Here is a 20,104-nt window from a genome sequence, read left to right on the forward strand (position 1 = left end):
GCGCCCGGTGGCTGCCCCGGCGGTCCGCGCGTACCGAGCCGTCACGCGAGGCGCAGTACGGCTCCCAGTCCGCGCCGGCGGGCCAGGACGGTCTCGGTGACCGCGGCGGCCAGCACCAGCGCGGTCACGCCGGCGACGAGGGCGACGGTCAGCGAGTAGTCGGTGTGCAGGGCCGGTTGGGCGGGGCCACCGGTGAACTGCCGCAGGTCCAGTGCCCGCACCATGAGCCGCGGTTCGAGCAGCCCGAGCAGCGTGCCACCCACCGCTGAGGCGACCGCCAGCGGCAGCAGTTGCAGGAAGTGCAGCGCCCCGGCCTGCCCGGCGCCGAGTCCGAGGGTGCGCAGGAACGAGGTGGTGCGGCTGCGCTCGTGGGAGGTGAGGGTCAGTTCCAGGACGAGCGCGAGCAGGCCCGACAGGGCGGCCAGGACGGAACTGGTGGTGTAGATCGTGCCGAGTCCGCGCGTCAGCCCGTCCGTGCGCAGGGCGCTCAGCGTCTGGGAGCGGACGTGGATCCGGGCCGTCGGCCCGAGCGCCCGGGCGGCCGCCGACCGCAGTGCCGCGGGTGCGGCTGCGGCGGCACCGTCGCCCTTGAGGAGCAGGACGGTGCTTCCCGCGGACTGGTGGGGCATCAGCCGCTCGGCTCCGGCGATGGTGATCAGCATCGGCGTCCCGGCGGGGATCTGCGCCGTGACCGGCCCGAGGAGAGGGTCGCGCAGCTCCGCGGCGGTGAGGGTGCCGACCGGTTCGAAGGTCAGGTCCACGGGGGGCTGTCCGTCCGGTACGACCGTGGAGGTGAAACCGCCGGTGCGCTCGCGCGCCCGCAGGACGGGAGAGAGGAGGGAGGGCAGCGGGGCGTGCGCGCCGGCCCGGGTCCCCGCCGGCCCGGACAGCAGGGCCTCGGCCAGTGGGGACTTCGGGGCGACGGCGGCCAGTTGCCGCGGATCCACGGTGATCACGGCGACCGGTGAGATCACCGCGCCGTCGGCCTGCCCTGTCAGGTCGAGGAGGTACAGATGCTGGAGGGCGGTCCGGGTGCCGGTGGTGCCGGCCCCCGGTGTCAGGTCCACGGTCCCGTCCACGGTCGCGCTCGCGTCGGCGCCGGCGGTCCAGGCCGCACCCGTGGCCAGGCCGTCGTCGATCGTACGGTGCACGAGGCCGCCGAACACGGCCGTCCCCAGGGTCAGGACCAGGACGAACAGGGCCAGCCCGGTCGCCGGGGCGTCGTGCCCGGCCCGGGCCGCCCCGACGAAGGCCACCGCACCCCGTCCGCGCCGGGCCTGCCGCAGCACCGGGCGCAGCGCCGGCGGGTAGACCCGCAGCAGGACGAGCACGACGGTGAGCGCCACCAGTACCGGCACCGCGCCCAGAATCCCGTCGGGGCCCTGGGAGCGCAGCGCCAGCACCCCCGCCGCCGTCGTGACCAGCACCGTCAGCTCCAGGACCACGCGTCGGCCGACGGTGATGTTCCGGCGTGAGCGCCGCAGCCGGCCGGGTCTGCGCGGCTCGCGGACCGCGAGCCAGGTCAACAGCGGCACTGTCAGCGCCACCACCGCGGCGGCGAGGGCGGCGGTCATCGGCTGCGGCGATCGAGATGTGCCGGCGGGAGCGAGGGCGCCTCCGGCCGTCCAGCCGAGCAGTGCGGCGACCAGTACCACCGGCCAGGCCACGGCGCAGCGCAGCAGCACCAGCCGCGCGGTGGACGCGCCCCGCGCGCGCTGCAACCGCAGGTGCGCCCGTCTCCGCCGCAGCAGCAGCCTTACCGCGACGGTGACGGTGGCCAGCGCGACCGCGGCCGGTGCGTCGACGGCGAACGTCGCAAGGTCCCTGGCCTGCCGGTCCTGAGCGGTGAAGGCGGCGAGCAGCGGAGTCAGGGAGTCGGTCACCAGCAGGGACCCGGTGGTCTGACCGCCGACGTTGCAGCTGGTGTCGCCGGTGATCGGGTCGGCCCCCGGGCACAGGGCGGCGCTGAGGTCCGCGCTGTAGTGGGACAGCGGTCCGCGCAGCGCGCGGGCCCGGTCGAGCGCCGCCCCGGACAGGTCGGCGCGCAGCTGCCAGGTCACCCGTGGGCCGCCCACCCCGGCGCCGGCCAGCAGGTCGGCGGCGTCGAGGCCGACGAGGCCGCGGACGGCGAGCACCGTGCCGGCGGAATGCTCGGCCGGGTAGCGCGACGGCTGGTCCAGCGTCTCCCGTCCGGTCCAGAAGTCGTCGTCCGCGGCACTGGCGCGGTAGACACCGCTCACCAGCAGCCCCGCGCGGGGCGGGGCGGTCTGCACCCCGAGCGTCTTGGCGAACTCGAGGGTCAGCCGGCTGCCGGCCCGGACGCCGAGCGCCTGGGCGGTGGCCTGCGACAACCCGATCTGGGGCGCGGTGCCCAGCGGTGTGCGGTCGGCCGGCGCGTGGCCGCTGACGTAGTGCAGGTGGGCCCGCGCGGACGGCAGGTAGCTGACCGTCAGCTCGGCGCTGAGGCCGGCCGGCCCCGGCGGCCGCGGCGTGATCAGGGCCGCCTGGTCGTAGTCGTAACTGCCGCCGGTGATGGTCACATGCCGCGCGGCGGGGCCGCTGAGCTGCTCGGTGAGCGTGCGGCCGCCGTCGAGCAGGGCGGCCGTGTGCAGGGCGGGCGGCACGGTGTCGAAGACCTCGGGTGTGGTGCTCACGCTGATCAGGGGCGCCTGGGCCTGCGCGGCGTCGACACGCTGCCGCAGTGCCCGGTCCTCCTGGCCGCCCGCGAAGGCGGGGGCCCAGGCGCAGAGCGCCGTCAGCACCAGGACCATCACCGCCAGGCAGGCCAGCAGCGGCAGGTCGCCGCGGGTCTCCTTGCGTATCAGGCGCCGCGTCACCGCCGCGCCCGTGCCCACCGGTCGTGTCACCGTGCACCCTTTCCGGCCTTCCCGGTCGCCTCCGCCCGCCCGGCTCAACGGTCCTCCCCCGCTCGCAGCACACGTACCAGGTCCACCCGGGCCAGCAGCCGGGCCAGGGCCAGCACCACCGCGCTGACGGCCACGGCGGTCGCCACCGTGGTGAGTGCCACGGTGGCCCAGGGGAGGACCTGCGGCAGCGGCGGATAGGGGGTCTGTCCACTGTCGTCGACGGTGACCAGGGGCAGCACCGCCGATGCCAGGCCCATGCCCAGCAACGCGCCCGGGACCACCGCGAACAGCGCCACTCCCAGTTGCTCGGCGCCCAGCAGCGCGGACAGGCTTCCGGCGCGGATGCCGATCGCCCGCAGCAGGGCGAACTCCTTGCGGCGCTGCCGGGTGGAGACCACCGCGTGCACGGTGAAGGCGATGACCGCGAAACCGGGGGCCAGATACCTGACGAGTTCCAGCACCCGGCGCAGCCCGCTGCGGAACGGGTCGGCCCGCAGGGCCGCGGCGGTGCGCGGCGTGGTGGTGACGCCGCCCAGCGCGGGCTGTGCCTCGGCGGCGGCGGCCGTGCGCGCGCTGTCGGTACTGCTGAGCCACCAGAACGCTGGAGCCTGCTGGTCGGCACCGGCCAGCGTCATGGCGGTGGCGAGTTGGCGCTGGTCGGCGATCAGGTGCCCCTGCCCGCGGCCCAGTCCGGGCAACGAGTCGACCCGGCCCACGATCCTGGCGGTGACCCGGGCGCCGTCCAGGTCCAGCGTGGTGGTGCTGCCCACGACGAGGCGCGCGTCGTGCAGTGCCGAGGCGTCGGCGCGCACCGGCAGCGGCACCGGCCGTCCGGCCGGGCCCGCCACGAGCCGCACCTTCTTGCCGGGCCGGGTGTCGTAGTCACCGGGGCCCAGGCCGCCGATGGCGTCGTCGGTGGCCTGGGAGGCCGGGATGCCGGTGCTGACGGTGGTCCGCAGCACCTCCGAGCCGCCGGAACCGACCGAGCACACCCCGGGGGTGCCGGGCTCGTACGTGTTGACCAGACGTCCGTCGCACGCCCCCGCGGTGGAGTCGGCGGCGTGGTCCGTTCCGTCGGCCCAGGCCTGCCCGCCGGGCAGCCGGGTGACCCAGGTGTCGGCGGTACCGCGCGCGCCCACCCGGAACAGGTCCAGTTCCAGCCGCGCGGGAGGCACGTTCGGCTGCGGCAGGACGCTGACGGCGGTCACCGTCAGCGGATACTCCCGCGGGTGGCCGCCGCTCAGCGCCACGTCGAGAGGGACCTCGACGGCGTGCCTGGCTCCGTCGGCGGCGGGCAGGCGGGTCGTCACCGTGCTGACGAGGCCGGACGCGTCCTGCAAGGTCAGCGCCAGGCTCGGCGCCGCCCGGCCGCCGTCGCTGCTCAGCCGCTCGTCCAACAGCAGCGCGCCCGGACGTCCGGGCAGCCGTATCCCGAAGACGACCGGCGAGGGGGTGTGCGGAGCGGGCCCGCCGATCGTGCCGGACAGTTCCTCGGTGGCGCCGCCGGGCAGGGTCACCGTCGACTGCGTCACCGGTGTCACGGCGGTCACCGCCGGCAGCGCGCGATAGGCGGCGTCGAGTACGGGGGAGGGGTAGCTGTCGGCCGCGGACGGGGAGATCCGCACATCCGCGCCGACGGTGAACGCGGCCTCCTCGGACGCCAGGCCGCCCAGGCAGGCCAGCGCGGTGGTGGCGAAGGCACTCACCGACACGGCCAGGCACATCAGCACCACCGGCCCCGCGTTGCGCGCGGCCCGGCGGCTCACCTGCCAGCCGGCCAGCGGGAGGACGAGGCCGCGGCTGCGCCGGCCGAACGCGTCCAGCAGGAGGGAGGTCAGCGGCAGCAGCCGTAACAGCAGGAGCGCGGCGGCGCCCGCCACCAGGGTCGGCACCAGGACCAGCACCCAGTCCGCGGACGCGCCGCCGGTGCCCAGGCCGGCGAGCAGCGAATGGTGCCGGCGCAGCTCCAGATACCCCAGGAGCGCGACGACCAGCAGCGCCAGGTCGGCGCCCAGCCGCTGCGCGGCCGCGGCCCGTGCGCCGCGGGCCGGCCGCCACCGCGCCGCCGGCAGCACGGGCAGCAGCACCGCCGCGGCGTGCACCAGCAGCGCGAGACCCACCGCCGCCCACGCGGCGGTGCCCCGGCCGCCGGGGTGCAGCAGCCCGGCCAGGAAGGGCGCGGCGACGGCGGCCGGGACGCCGGTGAGCGCCCACTCGGCGGCCGCGCCGCGCAGCAACCGCGAGGTTCCGGCCCCTCTGGCCCGTTGGAGGGCCAACTCCTCCTGCCGACGCACCGTCAACTGACGAGCGGCCAGCACCAGGGCGGCCAGGGCGAGGGCCGCCAGCATCACGCCCGGCAGGTACAGCGAGGACCGGGCCGCCACCATCGGCACCGTCAGGTCCTCGATCGCGCCCGGCAGACCGGAGACCACGGTCAGGTCGTCCAGCGACGGCTGCCGCCCGCGGAACACCGACACACGGCTCTGGCTGCCGGAGAAAGCGCGCAGCCGGTCGTGCAACCCGGCGAGGCTGCCCGCGTCGACACGGGAGAAGTCGGGCTGCACGCTCCAGCGGGCCGTCAGCTGCCCGTTCAGGGCGGCGCTGCCGTTGAGCGCCGACGCCGACACCACCAGCAGGTCCTGGTCGGCGGTCTCCCCCTGGGTCAGGTCACCGGCCATGGCGGGCCAGAAGCCGACGGCACCTCTCGCCCGGAAGACGCCGGTGACCCGCACGTCCAGGGGCCGCCCGAAGGCGTCCTGCACCTGGAGCCCGGCACCGGGCCGGACGGCCAGGCGCCTGGCCAGCGCATCGGGCACCGCCGCGTCGACCGGCGCGGTGGACCCGGTGGCGACCCGGACCTCGGGGAGCGAGGTGAACGCGCCGGCCGGGGCGTCGGCGGTACCGGCGGGCCACCGCCCGGCGACCAACTGCCCGAACATGCCCGCGTTCTGCACCGCGACCGGATGCAGCCCGCTGACCCCGGGAACGCGCGGCGGCCCCGCCACTCCGTCGACCCCGGTCACCGACACCGGCGACATGCCCAGCAGCCCCACATAGGTCCGCTGCGGCACCCCGGCGAACGCCCGCTCGGCAGCGGCCCGCACATCACCGTCGGCTGCGGCCATTCCGCCGGCCCGGAAGGACGCGCTGACCGTCACCTGCGCGTCGGGATCGACGGCCAGCCGTCGTACGGCCCCGTCCTGCACCGAGCTCCCCGCCAGCGCCGCGAGCGCGGCCAGTGCGGTCGCACACAGCAGCACGGTCACCGTGACGGCGGTCAGCACCAGCCCGTGCTGCGTGGCCCGCCTGGCGACGACGGGAAGCCGCTGCCGGGCCCGCGGCGAAGACGTGAAGGCCGTGGCGACCACATGAACCCCCGCAGAATCGAACATGTGACGGTGACCACGCGCCCCAGTCGTATCAGGCATCTACCGGCGAGACAAGAATCGGTGATCTCTTTTAACGAGCACGGCAGCGGCCGGAGCCGCACCGCGTTGCACGAGGTCCCTCGGCCCCTGTCCGGCGAGACCGGACGATCGTCACCGAGGTGAGGTCGGTCGGCCGGGTCCCGTTGCCCGGCCGGTCTGTCCGCGCCGGTGCCCGACCGTCTCGAGCCACGGCCTCAGGCTCCGTTGCGCGACCCGCAGCACTTCGTCCGAGGACAACTCGTCGGCTCGCTCGATCACGACGAGCCCCCAGTCCCTGCGGCGGACTGCGCCGAGTGTCACTGCACGCTCACGCAGCAGGTACCGCACCGCCGAAGCCACGTCGGCCACCGGAGGACTCACCTGACAGTCGGCGAGTTTCCCGACGTACCGGTCCAGCCACTGCTCGCCTTCCCTCGTCGCGGCCCGGGACAGTGCGGTCTCGGCATTGCCGTCGAGGAAGACCATGACCGGCCGGACCCGCGCGAGAACTGATGTGAGGTCGGCCATGAAGGCGTCGATGCTCTCTTCGCCGTGCCCCATGGCCAGCAACGTCGGCACGAACGGCATCAGCGCGTCCGCGATCACCACGTCATCGCCGCTCGCCACACCTGCGTCGACGAACTTCGAGGTCGCCGCGATCAGTGTCCCCGGCGCGACCGTGCCGGTTGCCCTGAACTCCTCGGCCACCGCCGCGAACTGGGGACGGACCAGGATCTCTTCTTCGCGGAAGTGGTCCACCCGCAGTCCCGTGCCGGCAAGCCATCGGGACAGACCGGTACACAGCGTTGACTTGCCCACTCCGGGAGATGCTCCCCACACCGCGATCAGCAGGGTCATGGCTGCGGAGCCCAGGATCGGCGGCCCTGCCGCCCGGCCAGGGCCGTGAGGTAGGCGCGCAGCATGACCTTCGCCTCGTCGAGGAGGGCGGTGTCGCCCTCGGCGTCGCGGCGGAAGGCCTCCTGGGCGAGCGCGTCGGCGGCGAGGACGGCGGCGTGGCAGGCGTGGCCGAGCCCTTCCGTGTCGCCGGCGATGCCGAGCGCGAGCAGGACCCGGTGCACCCCGTCGGCCATCCGGCGTTTGTGCTCCCGGTCCGCCGCGCGGGTCCGGTCGGTCAGGCCGCTGCCGAACCACAGGGCCCTGAAGCCCTGTTCGGTGCGGTAGAGCGCGGCGTAGGTGTCGATCAGCAAGCCGACCGGGTCGGACCAGCGCTCGGTCGCCGCGCTGCGCACGAACTCCTCCATCACCGCCTCGAGCTGGGCGAAGTACGTCGCGGCCAGCGCGTCGATGATCGCGTCCCGGTCGGGCAGGTACTGGTACAGCGAGCCGACCGAGACCCCGGCCTCCGCCGCGACCCGGGTGGTGGTCAGGGCCGGCACGCCCTCGGCGATCAGAACGCGCTCAGCCGCCTTGAGTACACGCGCCAACCGGGCCTTGCTGCGGGCCTGTTGAGGAGTACGCCGCAGTACGGCCCCGGTCTTCCCGGCGGTCGGCCCGGTCACGTGACCACCCCTGAATCTGAACGTGACTTTGTTTCAGGTTTACGTTACCGTCGCGGCCATGACGGACTCAAGCTCCGCGCTGGTGCAGGAGCGGGCCGCGGTGGCGGACGTCTGCCGCCGTCTGGGGGCGGCGGGCCTGCTGATCGGTACGGCGGGCAACGTCAGCGTGCGGGTGGGGGACCGGGTCGCGGTCACCGCGACCGGCGCGGTGCTCGCCCAACTCACCGCGGGTCAGGTGACGGTGGTCGACCTGGACGGGAAGGCCGTCGCCGGGACCCTGCAGCCGACCTCCGAACTCGACCTGCACCTCGGGGTCTACCGGCGTTACGGCGCCGGCGCGGTCGTCCACACGCACGCCCCGATGGCCACCGCCCTCTCCTGTGTCCTCGACGAACTTCCCTGTATCCACTACCAGTTGCTGGCCCTCGGCGGCACCGTGCGGGTGGCGCCGTACGCCACCTTCGGCACCCCGGAACTCGCCGAGTCGGTCCTCACCGCCCTCGACGGCCGCAGTGCCGCGCTGATGGCCAACCACGGCTCGGTCACCGTCGGCCCGACCCTCGACAAGGCCGTCGAGAACGCCCTGCTGCTCGAATGGGCCTGCGGTGTCTACCAGCACGCGGCGGCCCTCGGACCGCCCCGCGTCCTGGACGAGCGGCAGCAACTCGCGGTCATCGAGGCCGCGATCGCCCGGAACTACGGCACCACCCGATCCCTGCAGGAGGGCAAGCCATGAGAGTCGTCACCATGGGCGTGCACGTGCTGGACGTGCTGGTCCGGCCGGTGGACGCGATACCCGAGGGCCAGGGCGCCGCCCTGGTCGAGGACATCAGGATGACCGCGGCCGGGACCGCCGGCGGCACCGCACTGAGCCTCGCCAAGCTCGGTGCCATCGTGTGGAGCGCCGGGGCCGTCGGCGCCGACGCGACCGGCGACATGCTGGTCCAGCTGCTCGGCAGGGCCGGGATCGACACCGGCTTCCTCGTCCGCCGTACCGACACCGCCACCTCGGCGAGCGTGCTGCCCATCCGTCCCAACGGCGACCGGCCCTCCCTGCACCTGCTCGGCGCCAACATCACCTACGGCGTCGACGACGTGCCCTGGGACGCCCTCGCCGAAGCCGACCATCTTCACCTCGGCGGACCGGAGTTGATCGGCGTCGACGCCGCCGCGCGCATCCTGCACTTCGCCAAGGAACACGGCGTGACGACCTCCGTGGACCTGCTCGCCCCCGGCGCGCTCGGCGGCTTCGAGCAGCTCGCGGCCGCGCTGCCGTACGTCGACCACCTCCTCCCCAACGACGACCAGGTCCTGGGCTTCTCCGGTGAGGACGACCTGCTGGCGGGCGCGAAGAAGCTGGTCGGTGCCGGCGCCGGGCTGGTCGCGGTCACCCGGGGCGGCGACGGCGCGCTGCTGGTCACCGCCGACGGCGCCGAGTCCGTGCCCGCCTTCGAGATCGACGTCGTGGACACCACCGGCTGCGGCGACGCCTTCTCGGCCGGATTCGTCTACGGGATCGGCCTGGGCCGCACCCCGCACGACGCCGCCGTCCTCGGCAACGCCGTGGCGGCCCTGGTCGCCCAGGGTCTCGGCAGCGATCACGGGGACTTCGACCTCGCGGCCGCCGACGCGTTCGCGGCGACGGGCGTCAGGCGCGGGTGAGGCAGGAGTCAGACCTGCACAGAACGTGACGTCGGCCACGGCCGTCCCGGACGCCCGGGAGATACCTTCCGTCCCTCGAACCACTGAATTCCTGCGGATATTCACTCGTCCCGGGCGCCTGTGTTCGCACCGGCCCGGCAACAGCTCGGTTAATAACTGCTCGCTAGTTGGTTACCGGAGAGTGAGCGGGCCATGATGGCCCCATGACGTTGGCCTCGCGCGCTCTGGCGCAACTGGCGACCTGGCCCGACCTGACCCAGGCCGTACCGAGCTGCGGTCTGGGCCAGGCCGTGAGTTCGGTGCAGGGCGAGATCGCGCACTTCCACTCCGACCGCGATGTGGACCTGCGTCTCACCACCCACGCCATCCGGCACTTCGCCAAGGACCTCAAGAGCACGGGGGCGATCCGGATCGTCCCCGGCTCGCAGTGGGTGACCATACGACTGGACGCCGCGAGCGACGTCGACCTGCTGCTGACCCTGGTGAGCGTCGCCCTCCAGGCCCGGCAGAGCTGGCCCGACCCGGCCGACCGGCCGGTGTTCGGCTGCAACGACCAGCGGGGCGCGGGATTCGTCAGCGCCGACACCAGCGGAATGTGACAGGGAGCCGAGTCCCAGGGCCGTACCGCGCCGGACTCACACGGCCAGGACCCGGATCCCCGCCTCCTCGAACCGGCGTACCGTCTCCGGCGTCGCCGCCGTGTCCGTCACCAGCGTGTCCACCAGTTCCGCCGCGCAGATCCGGGCGAACGCCCGCCCGCCCAGCTTGCTGGAGTCGGCGGCGACGACCACGCGGGCCGCACGCTCGCACAGCAGCCGGTTGACCGCGGCCTCCGCCTCGTCATGGGCCGCAGCTCCGTGGACGACGTCGAAGCCGACCACCCCGAGCACCGCCACATCGAGGGTGATCTGCCCCAGCACCCCGTCCGCGAGCGGCCCGATGAGCTCGTACGACTGCGGGCGTGCCACCCCGCCCGTCACCACGATCTTGAACTGGGGCCGCACCGCGAGCTCGTTCGCGATGTTGAGCGCGTTCGTGACGACCGTCAGTGCCGGCGTACCGGTGGTGAGGTCTCCGCGCACGGCCAGGGCGCGGGCCACCTCGGTGGTGGTCGTACCGCCCGTCAGCCCGACCGCCTCGCCCGGCACGACCAGGTCCGCCACCGCCTTGGCGATCCGCTGCTTCTCCGAGGCCTGCCGGGCCGTCTTGTAGCGCAACGGCAGCTCGTAGGACACCCCGTGGACCACCGCACCGCCCCGGGTGCGCACCAGCATCTGCTGCTCGGCGAGCTGGTCGAGGTCGCGGCGGATGGTGGCCGCCGAGACCGCCAGCTCCGCGGCCGCCTCCTCGACCTCGAGGCGGCCGCGCTCGACCAGCAACTCGAGCAGCGCCTTCCAGCGGGCGTCGCGCGACATCCGCCGCCTCCGTTCCTCGATCTCCCGGTGACCTTAGCGCACCTGGTTTACGACGGGATGCTTGATTGTGATTGAAAGATGGCTGTATCACGCAGGAACAATCACGATGCGCGTCCAGGGGGGACAGTGGTATGTCACACATCACCGAGGAGCTGAACAGCCAGCCCGACTGCTGGACACGAGCCGCCGCCGAAGCCGCCCGCCAGGCCCACGCCCTCCCGGCACCGGGCGAGCGGGTCGCGATCGTCGGCTGCGGCACCTCGTACTTCATGGCCCAGGCCGCAGCCGTCCTGCGGGAGTCCGCGGGGCACGGCGAGACGGACGCCTTCGCCGCCTCGGAGTTCCCGCACGGCCGGTCGTACGACCGGGTACTGGCCCTCACCCGGTCCGGTACCACCACCGAAGTCCTGGACCTGCTCGGCGAGTTGACGGGGCGGATACGCACCGTCGCGATCACCGCGGACCCCGGGACCCCCGTGACGGGCGCCGCCGACGACCTCGTCGTCCTGGACTTCGCCGACGAACGCTCCGTCGTCCAGACCCGGTTCGCCACCAGCGCGCTCACCCTGCTCCGCGCCCACCTCGGCCTGCACACCGACGCCGCGGCCGCCGACGCCCGCACCGCACTGTCGACCCCGCTGCCGCCGGGGCTGACCGAGTGCACCCAGTTCACCTTCCTGGGACGCGGCTGGACCGTCGTCCTGCACGGCTCCTCCGGCGTCCCGGACGAGGGACTGGTCGCCGCGGTCGGCGGCGGCATCGCCGAGGTCAACGTCGGCACGGCACTCACCATGGCGATGACCGCGTCCGTCCGCCGTTTCCTCGCGGACCACCCCGAGGCCGTCGACTCCCGCACCTACCTCGGTGCCGGACGTGCGGCGATGGCCCGGGAGGTGGCCAGGATCATCGGGGTGCTGGCCGGCGGCACTACCCGCGTCTGACCGCCTTCAGGACCACGAACTTCGGGTCGCTCGCGACCAGTTGGCTGTTGCCGAACAGGCGGCGCAGGGTCACGTGGTAGCCCAGGTGCCGGTTGCCGACCACCCACAGCTCGCCGCCCGGCCGCAGCGCCCGCTTCGCCCCGCTGAACATCCGCCACGCCGTCGCGTCGGTGGTCGCCTGGTGGGAGTGGAACGGCGGGTTGTTCAGCACCACGTCCACGCTGCCGGCCGCGACCCCGGCCAGCCCGTCCCCGACCCGGAACTCGGCGTGCCCCGGCACCCCGTTGGCCTTGTAGGTGGCCTCCGCCGAGGCGACCGCCTGGAACGACTCGTCCACGAACAGCACCTCGGCCGTGGGGTCGGCCAGCGCCATCGCCGTACCCACGACCCCGTTCCCGCAGCCCAGGTCCACGATCCGGCGGCCCCCCCGAGGCAGATGCCCGAGGAAGAACCGCGTACCGATGTCGAGCCGGTCGGCGCAGAAGACGCCCGCGTGGTTGACGACCGTACGCCCGGAGACCGCGCCGATGCCCGCGGGGAGCGCGTAGCTGTACGGCCACGGGTTCTGCGGGCGCTCCCGCGACGGATCCGGCGTGCAGTGGATCAGCCGGGCCTTCTGCTCGGCCAGCGAGGTGCGGGTCGGCCCGAGGATCCGCTCGAACAACCGCAGCGTCGACGTGTGGATCTCCTTGACCATGCCGGTGCCGATCACGACCGTCCCCGCGTGCACGGCGGGCGCCAGCCGCAGCAACTGGTCCTCGAGCAGCGCCAGGCTCTTCGGCACCCGCACCAGCAGCACGTCCACCCGCTCCGGCGGCGGATCCTGGGTGGTCAGCAACCGCACCGCGCCCGGCTCGACACCCGCGCGCGCCAGGTTCGCGCGGGTCGCCTCCTGACTCAGGTACGAGTCGGTGATCTGCACCGGCCGGTGCTCCGCCAGCGCGGTGACCAGCGCGCCCCAGCGGTCGCCGAGCACCACGACCGTGCCGGACAGCCCGGTCCGCTCCCGGTCGAGATACCGCAGCAGGTACGCGTCGGAGGCGTCCCAGGCACGCAGCCGGTCGCGCGGATCCTCCGGGAAGCGGGACAGCTCGAACGCGCCCCACGCAGTCGTCATACGGTCGCTCATCGTGCGTCCAGGCTAGCGGAACCGCAGCTCAGGCCCGGTCGGGCAGGATGGGGGCATGGAGGATGAACTGTTCCCGAGGGCGCGCGCCCGCATCGCACCGGGCGCCGTGCACGTCCCCGACTGGCTGGACCCGGACCGGCAGCGCGCGCTGCTCGCCGCCTGCCGCGACTGGGCCCGGCCCCCGGCGGGCCTGCGTACGGTCCGCACGCCCGGCGGCGGCACGATGACCGCCCGCCAGGTCTGCCTGGGCTGGCACTGGCACCCGTACGCCTACGCCCGCACGGTCGTCGACGGTGACGGCAGCCCCGTGAAGCCGTTCCCCGCCTGGCTCGGCGAACTGGGCCGCCGCGCGGTGACCGACGCCCTGGGACCGGAGACGGTCGGCGGATTGTCGTACGACATCGCGCTGATCAACTTCTACGACGCCGACGCCCGCATGGGCATGCACCGCGACGCCGACGAGAAGTCGGACGCACCGGTGGTGTCGCTGAGCCTCGGGGACACGTGCGTGTTCCGCTTCGGCAACCCGGAGAGCAGGGGCAGGCCGTACACGGACGTGGAACTGCGGTCGGGCGACCTCTTCGTGTTCGGGGGAGAGTCGCGGCTCGCCCACCACGGGGTGCCGCGGGTGCACCCGGGCACGGGACCGGCGGAGCTGGGCCTGACCGGCCGGCTCAACGTCACGTTGAGAGTGAGCGGCTTGTGACAAGCCCCTGCTGAAGCGCGCCCCGAAGGGGCGCGGGGCGGTATGGACATGCGGCTCCGCCACGTGGGCGCGACCAGCCCCAACGGCGCCGCACCTTCGCTGCGGCCGTTTCTGCGGATCATGGCAGACTCCCTCCCATGAGCGGAAAGGCGGCCCCCGGCCCGACGGGGAACGGAACCTCGAAACCCCGGCTCGACCGAGGACGCGGCGCACTCGGCCCCGCCCTGGAACTCGTGCACACCGGCCGCGCCCCCACCCGCGCGGTGCTCACCGCGGAGCTCGGCGTCACCCGGGCCACGGCCGGCGCCGTCGCCGCCGAACTGGAGGCGCTCGGCCTGATCATGGTCGACGCCCACCCCGGTGCCGCCGCCGGTTCGCAGGGCCGCCCCTCCCACCGACTCGAGGTCGCCGAGAACGGCCCCGTCGTCCTCGCCGCCCAGGTCCACGCCGACGGTTTCCGCGCGGCGCTGGTCGGTCTGGGCGGCCGGATCGTCGCGACCGCGCCCGGCTGCGAGGCCGTCGACGCCGACCCGGCGAAGGTGCTCGGCTCGGTGGTCGAGGCGGGCGCCGACCTCCTGCGCAGCACCGGCCGCCGCTGTGTCGGCGCCGGTCTCGCCGTGCCGTCCGCCGTCGCCGAACCGGAGGGCCTGGCCCTCAACCCCCTCCACCTGGCCTGGCCGGTGGGGGCGCCGGTGCGCCGGATCTTCGCGGAGTGCGTGCGCGCGGCCGGGATCACCGGCCCGGCGTTCGCGGGCAACGACGTGAACCTGGCCGCGCTCGCCGAGCACCGGCACGGCGCGGGACGGGGCGCCCGGGACCTGCTGTGCGTCGCCACCGGGCACCGGGGCGTCGGCGGCGCGCTGGTCCTCGACGGCCGCCTGCACACGGGGAGTTCGGGCCTCGCCCTGGAGGTCGGCCACCTGGCCGTGAACCCCGAGGGCCGCCCCTGCCACTGCGGCAGCCGGGGCTGCCTGGACGTGGAGGCCGATCCGCTGGCGCTGCTGATCGAGGCGGACCGTGATCCCGGCCCCGAGGTGTCGCTGCTCCGGCAGGCCGAGGACCTGATCCGCGACCACTACGGCGACCCGACCGTCCGCAGGGCCACCGAGGCCCTCATCGACCGCCTCGGCCTGGGCCTGGCGGGACTGGTCAACATCCTCAACCCCGACCGCATCATCCTCGGCGGCCTGCACCGCACCCTCCTGGACGCCGACCCGGAGCGGTTGCGTGCCGTCGTCGCCGACCGCAGCCTGTGGGGCCAGAGCGGCAGCGTGCCGATCCTGCCGTGCACGCTGAGCCACAACAGCCTGGTGGGCGCCGCCGAGTTGGCCTGGCAGCCGGTACTGGACGACCCGCTCGGGGCACTTCTGTGACGGTCCAGCTCCGCGGGCCGGGTGTTCCCGCGGACGGTACGGGACAGCGCTCACCACTGCCGCCCGCGCGGCAGCATGCCGCGCCCCGGCTCGGACAGATGCAGTACCCGGAAGACGTCACCCTCGGCCTGGGGCGCGTCGTGCTCCCAGAGTGAGAAACGGACCAGCTCCCAGGCGTCCGTGTCCACGGCGGACGCCGCCGGCACGGCGCCGTCCTCGGCCGCAAGCCGCTCCGTCTCCGCCGCCGCTCCTGCCATGAAGGCAGCCAACTTCACACCGTCCGGGACCGGTCGCCGCAGCCGCACGGCGAGCGCGGCGGGGGAGCGGGCGGCCGTGCCCTCCTCGAAGGCGAGGCCCGACCACTGCCGTACCCGCGGCCGCCCGAAGTCGTCGACAGGCCCCTGGAAGGCACCTCCCCAGAGGAAGCCGTTCACGCCCCGCACGGTGTTCCAGAGGTAGAACGGCCCGTACACGTTCACCGGCGAGCCGCGGTGTCCCCGCTCGCGCATGAGGTGGGTCTTGACGCCGAGGCCGTCCCAGTCGTCCAGCAGGTGCCCGACGCGCGCGACGCGGGCACGGATGATGTCCATGTCGTAGTCCGCGGGCAGGGCAGTCGGGACACCCTTGCATGTACGCGCTTCTACCCTCGACTAGTCGAGGAGGCGGAGGCCGACCTAGCCGCCGCTACGAATCGCGCTGCTGAGTTCGGCGGATCGGTGGACCTGACGATCTTTGACGACATGGACATGTTGACTGCCGCGTGGGAGGCAGCAGACGACACCATGCGGCGAGACTTGATTCGTCTCGCCATCGACGAAGTCAGCGTGACGCGCGGTGCACGTCGAGGAGCCCCCTTCGACGGCAATGCACGCTGCACCATCAAGTGGGCCACTCCCGACGAGGAGTAGCGCAGACACAACAGAGCCCCGCCAGGACAACCCGGCGGGGCTTCGTCATGCCTTCGGGGCTTCGCTCCATGGACCGGCAGGAGGCCGCTCCGGGAGCTCGGCGCCTGGCCGGCGACAGTAGTAGGCGACGAAGCGCCGGAGGATGTCTGAGCGGTCTGTGTCGTCGGGCACTGCGTCCCCGAACGCCCCCCATAGCTCTGCGTCGATTCGGAATCGGCTCACGGGTGTCTTTGGCTGATTGGGCATGGCAGAACGGTAGCAGAGGTGTAGCCACACCAAGAGGGTTGCGGAGGTGTGGCCACACCCTCTACGGTGTAGCCACACCCCGACGCAAGCAAGACGAAGGGCCCGCGGAATCTTGGCGGACGCAGCGGGCCCCTTGTCTCCATAACTGGAGGTTCCATCATGGCACGCCCCATCCTCGTCGTCGGCAACTTCACCACCGCTGACAACCTGGCCGACGTCACGGCCTTCGCCTCCGACGTCGCCGACCGTCTCCGCTTCCCCGCCGTCGTCGCGACGGGCCGGGACTGCGACCTGTCGCAGTACGAAGGCGTCGTTCTGGTCGACGGATGGTCGGAGGCGCTTCCGTCCGCGGCTCTCGGCTGCGAGGCGCTGACCACCGACATGTGCACCATGTGGGCCCACCACGTCTACGAGCACCCCATCAACACCGTGTGCGGCCACTGTGGCGAGAACGATCCCGAGGCGGCCCCGGTGTTCCGCGGCGGGGTGTGGACGACGTCGGTGTGCCCCGGGTGCGTGCAGGCTCACGAGAGCCTCCGCTTCCCCGGCGTCCTGCTCGCTGCTGCGTGAGGAGACCTCAAGCAAGTAACGATCAGTGACGGAAGAGCCCGCCCGGCTTCGGCTGGAGCGGGCTCTCCGCATGCTCCGGGCGACTCGTCGGCAGCCTCCGCCCCCTCCTGGCGGCGATGCGTGCAGGGTACAACCGACCCGTCGGATACGAAGCGTGACGAATTCCCTTTATGTCGTCACCCTCTGTCGACAGGTGGGTCATTCTGGTGGCCAAAGTGTCGAACTGACTGCCCTTCTAGCTTTACTTCCCTACGCGTTATAGAGAAATGAAAGTAGGGGGTTAGTTCAACACTTTGACCCCGAGTTTGACCCGGGGCCCGTCGGAAGCTGCGTCGACGGAGGGGTGACGGAAGGCGACGGGGAGGCGTGGGGCGGACGAGGGCCGTGGCGGGGTGCGGGAGGCCCTGTGTGCCCCTGTGCCACCCTCAAACGCCCCAGCAGGCACGACGAGTCACCGCAAGCCGAGTTAGGCCGCCAGGCGTCAATCTGTGGCGTTCGGGCGTGCCGGTCGACGTCCAAGTACGCCCGGTGTGAGCTAGTTCGCGAGTTTCGCGCGCATGCGTCTCACTATGTGGTCATTCGATATCTTTTAGGTAACAACCTATCGGCGTTCCAGGTCGTTTGCCCAGGTCGGCCTTGAACTGCACTGTCACAACTCCCCCATAACAGTATCGAGGGCACTTTGCGAGCTGTTGGCTGCGGTTCCCTCCGCTTACTGCGCCGCTCCTCACCTCCGGCGGCGCATGGTCCGGGCGACGTCGAGCCCGCCGTGTTGAGTCGCGTCCTTCTCTCCTCCGCGTGCTCCACGCCTTGACGCTCCGTCGCCCGGACCTCAATCACACGTTTTGCGCTGCCTGCGGGCGGCGCTTCTCTTTTTGCCCGCCTCAGGGACAAGGACGCCACCGACACCAACAACACGGAGACAACCCCATGGCCCACATCGACGTGCAGCCCGCCGGCTCACGATCGTGCCCCGAGTGCGGGCGGATGCTCGCCCGGACGCGAGCCAACTTCCACGTCGACCCCTCCTGCGCTGACTTCCTGCGCAGCGTGTGTCGCGACTGCATCAACGCGCAGCGACGTGCCCGGTACCGGGCCAACCCAGAGCCCGTCAGAGAGCGCGAGCGGCTCCGACGTGCCGCGCGAACGGAGCTCATGAAGAGCGCACTGCTGTGGCCCCAGACGGAGCCACGGTCGGCGATAGGACGCGCGACGTCCAACGCCACGAACCACCCCAGAGAGGTGAACGCATGACCACCAACCCAGAGTTGACGGCGGCCCGTGCTGCCGTCCCGGAGATCAAGGCCGCGGAGGAACGACTCCAGGCCGCAAAGCAGCTCCTCGCCGACGCCCCACCTGCGGAGGATCCGCATGCCGCGCGTGACGCCGTCCTCGACGAGGCTGCCGACGCGTTCATGGCCGACAAGCCGTGGCCCAAGGACGTCAGCAAGCGAGCCGCGAAGGCCTTCGACGAGGCGGAGGCGGCCGGCCTGGAACTCCAGGCGCGTCGACGTGCCGTGAGCCGTGCGGAGTGGGCTCAGTACGAGGCTCTGGACGCCCACAAGGAGGACGTACTCGCCCGTCTGGGCGACCGGCTCTCGGAGCTCCTCAGCGACGCTCGTAGCGCGTTCACAGCCCTTCGTGGCGCCAACTCCGCGGAGGCTGCCATCGACGCGGGAGAGGACGCTGTAGCGGCCTGGACACGGCTCCGCGGCATCGTGCAGAGCGTCGGGGAACTCCGTGCGGCTCAGTGGGAGGCGATCCGCGGCCCACGGGCACCGGGTGAGGCCCTGAGCGGTGAAATGCCGGGGGCCAAGTGGCGACGCCAGGGCTTCGGGCACGTGCAGCACACGCACCCCGACGACGTCCCGGCCGACGTCCGCCCCGCACTGCGGGACATGTCCGGCCGCGTGAGCCTCGCGTATGTGCGTTGGCTCGCCACCTGTGACGACGCCTACGTGCCCGCCAGTCTCGACGAGTTGGAGGGCGACGTCGCCGTCCTGACCGTCCCCGCGGGGATGGAGGACTGGGAGGACATCTCTCCGCGCGAGTACCCCGCGCTGAAGGGGCGGCCCGGTGACGTGTACCCCCACTCGCGCGCCCCGCACCCGGACGCCTCGCAGCCGGCGCCGCTCCCGCCCAAGCCCACGGCTCCCCACCCTGATGGCGAGCCGACCACCATTGACTACTTCAACTAGGAGCCACCTATGGAACTCACTCCGGAGCAAGAACGCGACAACGCGCTCCAGGAACTCGCCCGACTGCGCGCCGGACTCGCAGCCGGCCTGACGGCAGAGCAGAGCAAGTTCCTCCGCGGCTCGACGTCGGACGAACTCCAGGCAGACGCCCGCACTCTGGCCGTGGCGTTCGGAACGTCCACCGCTCGTCAGCCGTCCGGATCCGGCAGCGACGTCAACGGGAGCGTCGGCAGCATCGAAGCCGGTGCTGCGGCGTACCGCCGGAAGCACGGTCTCGACGACAACGGCCAGCCGATCAACGGGACGCGTACGCCGTTCCAGGCGACGAACTACCAGATGGAGAAGTGATGACCCCCGACACCGAGAACACCATCCGCACCCACGCCGTGACGCTGAACGGCCAGACAGCCGCCGTCAACCTGATCGGTGGCCAGACCCTGACGGGGACGCTGGCCTACGCCACGACGCCGTACGCGAACGGCATCGTGTATCCCGACTTCCTTCAGATCACCGTGTCCACGAAGGTGCACACGGTGCGCATGGACCACGTGTCGAGTATCGGCCAGGGTTAGGAGGTCCCATGCCCCGTGGAAGACCAGGGCCCAAGCCCAACCCCAGCGCGCGGTTCTCGCGCCACCGTGCCGACGAGCGGCCCGTGACGTACCTCCCCCCGGACGGCTGTGAAGACGAACCGCCCCCCATGCCCCCGGGACGGGGGTGGTCGGAGGCAGAGGAGGCGCACTGGCGGGAGCTGTGGTCCACGCCTGCTGCGCACGCGTGGGACGACGGTGTGTTCCCTGCCGTCGCTGCCCTCGTCGTGGCGACGTCGACGATCCTCGGATCGGGACGTGTCAGCGCTCAACTCATCGGTGAACAAAGGGCGTTGATGAACGACCTAGGCCTGACGCCTGCGGCCATGGACCGGCTGAGGTGGGTCATCGGTGAGCCCCCGAACGCAGTACGGCCGGACTGATGAACCGACGTCAGCAGCGCGCACAGCGACAGCGTGACGAGGCGCGAGGCGTGGACACGCGCACGGGTGAGCTGCCCGACTACCCGTGTCCGCCTCACCTCCTCGCGCCGGCCGGTATCGAGGAGTGGCTCACCCCGGAGGAGCTAGCCACCCTGACGGAGGCGGAGGCGATGCTCCGTGCTCGCCGAC

At 72.7% G+C, this 20,104-nt stretch carries 18 protein-coding genes; 11 read left to right on the top strand and 7 right to left on the bottom strand.

The genetic code is table 11. The annotated features are described in order from the left end of the window. Positions 1-41 precede the first annotated feature (41 nt). The 4 genes from JF597_RS25995 to JF597_RS26010 form a co-directional block, all read right to left on the bottom strand. Positions 42-2,867, bottom strand: coding sequence for a hypothetical protein (locus JF597_RS25995; protein WP_293999370.1), 2,826 nt, complete (start codon positions 2,865-2,867; stop codon positions 42-44). 44 nt (positions 2,868-2,911) lie between these two features. Continuing rightward, positions 2,912-6,259, bottom strand: coding sequence for an ABC transporter permease (locus tag JF597_RS26000; protein WP_293999373.1), 3,348 nt, complete (start codon positions 6,257-6,259; stop codon positions 2,912-2,914). Positions 6,260-6,406: 147 nt separating this feature from the next. Further along, on the bottom strand, positions 6,407-6,982 hold the full coding sequence (locus JF597_RS26005) for a hypothetical protein (protein ID WP_293999376.1): 576 nt from the start codon (positions 6,980-6,982) through the stop codon (positions 6,407-6,409). 146 nt (positions 6,983-7,128) lie between these two features. Further along, positions 7,129-7,794, bottom strand: a complete 666-nt coding sequence (locus JF597_RS26010) for a TetR/AcrR family transcriptional regulator (protein WP_293999378.1) — start codon at positions 7,792-7,794, stop codon at positions 7,129-7,131. 58 nt (positions 7,795-7,852) lie between these two features. On the opposite strand from JF597_RS26010, the gene JF597_RS26015 reads away from it, so the two are divergent. From JF597_RS26015 to JF597_RS26025, 3 genes are all read left to right on the top strand, one after another. Further along, positions 7,853-8,530: a class II aldolase/adducin family protein gene (locus JF597_RS26015; protein ID WP_293999381.1), complete on the top strand. Its 678-nt coding sequence runs from the start codon at positions 7,853-7,855 to the stop codon at positions 8,528-8,530. Beyond that, the gene (locus JF597_RS26020; RefSeq protein ID WP_293999384.1) at positions 8,527-9,456 is read left to right on the top strand and encodes a carbohydrate kinase family protein; all 930 of its coding nucleotides are present in this window, start codon (positions 8,527-8,529) and stop codon (positions 9,454-9,456) included. The genes JF597_RS26015 and JF597_RS26020 overlap by 4 nt, the downstream gene beginning before the upstream one ends. A gap of 203 nt (positions 9,457-9,659) precedes the next feature. Beyond that, a complete protein-coding gene (locus JF597_RS26025; RefSeq protein ID WP_293999387.1) occupies positions 9,660-10,055 on the top strand; it encodes a luciferase family protein in 396 nt (131 codons plus the stop codon). A 36-nt stretch (positions 10,056-10,091) separates the two neighbouring features. Here JF597_RS26025 and JF597_RS26030 read toward each other — a convergent pair whose 3' ends face one another. Further along, positions 10,092-10,871, bottom strand: a complete 780-nt coding sequence (locus tag JF597_RS26030) for a DeoR/GlpR family DNA-binding transcription regulator (protein WP_293999390.1) — start codon at positions 10,869-10,871, stop codon at positions 10,092-10,094. A gap of 131 nt (positions 10,872-11,002) precedes the next feature. Here JF597_RS26030 and JF597_RS26035 point away from each other — a divergent pair, with 131 nt between their 5' ends. Further along, entirely contained in the window at positions 11,003-11,812 is an 810-nt protein-coding gene (locus JF597_RS26035) for a class II fructose-bisphosphate aldolase (RefSeq protein WP_293999393.1), read from the top strand. Here the strand turns inward: JF597_RS26035 and JF597_RS26040 are convergent. Beyond that, on the bottom strand, positions 11,799-12,929 hold the full coding sequence (locus tag JF597_RS26040; RefSeq protein WP_293999396.1) for a methyltransferase: 1,131 nt from the start codon (positions 12,927-12,929) through the stop codon (positions 11,799-11,801). The genes JF597_RS26035 and JF597_RS26040 overlap by 14 nt on opposite strands. A gap of 67 nt (positions 12,930-12,996) precedes the next feature. Here JF597_RS26040 and JF597_RS26045 point away from each other — a divergent pair, with 67 nt between their 5' ends. Both JF597_RS26045 and JF597_RS26050 read left to right on the top strand, forming a co-directional pair. Then, entirely contained in the window at positions 12,997-13,647 is a 651-nt protein-coding gene (locus JF597_RS26045) for an alpha-ketoglutarate-dependent dioxygenase AlkB (RefSeq protein WP_293999400.1), read from the top strand. A 137-nt stretch (positions 13,648-13,784) separates the two neighbouring features. Beyond that, entirely contained in the window at positions 13,785-15,020 is a 1,236-nt protein-coding gene (locus JF597_RS26050) for an ROK family protein (protein ID WP_293999403.1), read from the top strand. A 50-nt stretch (positions 15,021-15,070) separates the two neighbouring features. Here the strand turns inward: JF597_RS26050 and JF597_RS26055 are convergent, their stop codons facing one another. After that, on the bottom strand, positions 15,071-15,628 hold the full coding sequence (locus JF597_RS26055) for a DUF4865 family protein (RefSeq protein WP_293999570.1): 558 nt from the start codon (positions 15,626-15,628) through the stop codon (positions 15,071-15,073). Positions 15,629-15,736: 108 nt separating this feature from the next. On the opposite strand from JF597_RS26055, the gene JF597_RS26060 reads away from it, so the two are divergent. From JF597_RS26060 to JF597_RS26080, 5 genes are all read left to right on the top strand, one after another. Further along, positions 15,737-15,928 (top strand): hypothetical protein, encoded by a 192-nt coding sequence (locus JF597_RS26060; protein WP_293999406.1) that lies wholly within the window; start codon positions 15,737-15,739, stop codon positions 15,926-15,928. Between the two features lie 405 nt (positions 15,929-16,333). Continuing rightward, positions 16,334-16,744 carry a hypothetical protein gene (locus JF597_RS26065; protein ID WP_293999409.1) on the top strand — a complete coding sequence of 137 codons (411 nt, stop codon included), beginning with the start codon at positions 16,334-16,336 and terminating at the stop codon, positions 16,742-16,744. Between the two features lie 1,250 nt (positions 16,745-17,994). After that, positions 17,995-18,942, top strand: coding sequence for a hypothetical protein (locus JF597_RS26070; RefSeq protein WP_293999411.1), 948 nt, complete (start codon positions 17,995-17,997; stop codon positions 18,940-18,942). 9 nt (positions 18,943-18,951) lie between these two features. Then, entirely contained in the window at positions 18,952-19,290 is a 339-nt protein-coding gene (locus JF597_RS26075) for a hypothetical protein (RefSeq protein WP_293999413.1), read from the top strand. Continuing rightward, positions 19,290-19,514 (top strand): hypothetical protein, encoded by a 225-nt coding sequence (locus JF597_RS26080; protein ID WP_293999414.1) that lies wholly within the window; start codon positions 19,290-19,292, stop codon positions 19,512-19,514. Before JF597_RS26075 ends, JF597_RS26080 begins: the two co-directional genes overlap by 1 nt. Positions 19,515-20,104 lie beyond the last annotated feature (590 nt).

It is taken from the genome of Streptomyces sp., from assembly GCF_019510245.1.
GTDB lineage: Bacteria > Actinomycetota > Actinomycetes > Streptomycetales > Streptomycetaceae > Streptomyces.

Bases quoted from the DNA above. Each gene is read 5' to 3' on its own strand.
- JF597_RS26000 (WP_293999373.1), bottom strand. From the start codon at position 6,259: ATGTTCGATTCTGCGGGGGTTCATGTGGTCGCCACGGCCTTCACGTCT.
- JF597_RS26015 (WP_293999381.1), top strand. From the start codon at position 7,853: ATGACGGACTCAAGCTCCGCGCTGGTGCAGGAGCGGGCCGCGGTGGCG.
- JF597_RS26020 (WP_293999384.1), top strand. From the start codon at position 8,527: ATGAGAGTCGTCACCATGGGCGTGCACGTGCTGGACGTGCTGGTCCGG.
- JF597_RS26025 (WP_293999387.1), top strand. From the start codon at position 9,660: ATGACGTTGGCCTCGCGCGCTCTGGCGCAACTGGCGACCTGGCCCGAC.
- JF597_RS26030 (WP_293999390.1), bottom strand. From the start codon at position 10,871: ATGTCGCGCGACGCCCGCTGGAAGGCGCTGCTCGAGTTGCTGGTCGAG.
- JF597_RS26035 (WP_293999393.1), top strand. From the start codon at position 11,003: ATGTCACACATCACCGAGGAGCTGAACAGCCAGCCCGACTGCTGGACA.
- JF597_RS26040 (WP_293999396.1), bottom strand. From the start codon at position 12,929: ATGACGACTGCGTGGGGCGCGTTCGAGCTGTCCCGCTTCCCGGAGGAT.
- JF597_RS26045 (WP_293999400.1), top strand. From the start codon at position 12,997: ATGGAGGATGAACTGTTCCCGAGGGCGCGCGCCCGCATCGCACCGGGC.
- JF597_RS26050 (WP_293999403.1), top strand. From the start codon at position 13,785: ATGAGCGGAAAGGCGGCCCCCGGCCCGACGGGGAACGGAACCTCGAAA.
- JF597_RS26065 (WP_293999409.1), top strand. From the start codon at position 16,334: ATGGCACGCCCCATCCTCGTCGTCGGCAACTTCACCACCGCTGACAAC.
- JF597_RS26070 (WP_293999411.1), top strand. From the start codon at position 17,995: ATGACCACCAACCCAGAGTTGACGGCGGCCCGTGCTGCCGTCCCGGAG.
- JF597_RS26075 (WP_293999413.1), top strand. From the start codon at position 18,952: ATGGAACTCACTCCGGAGCAAGAACGCGACAACGCGCTCCAGGAACTC.
- JF597_RS26080 (WP_293999414.1), top strand. From the start codon at position 19,290: ATGACCCCCGACACCGAGAACACCATCCGCACCCACGCCGTGACGCTG.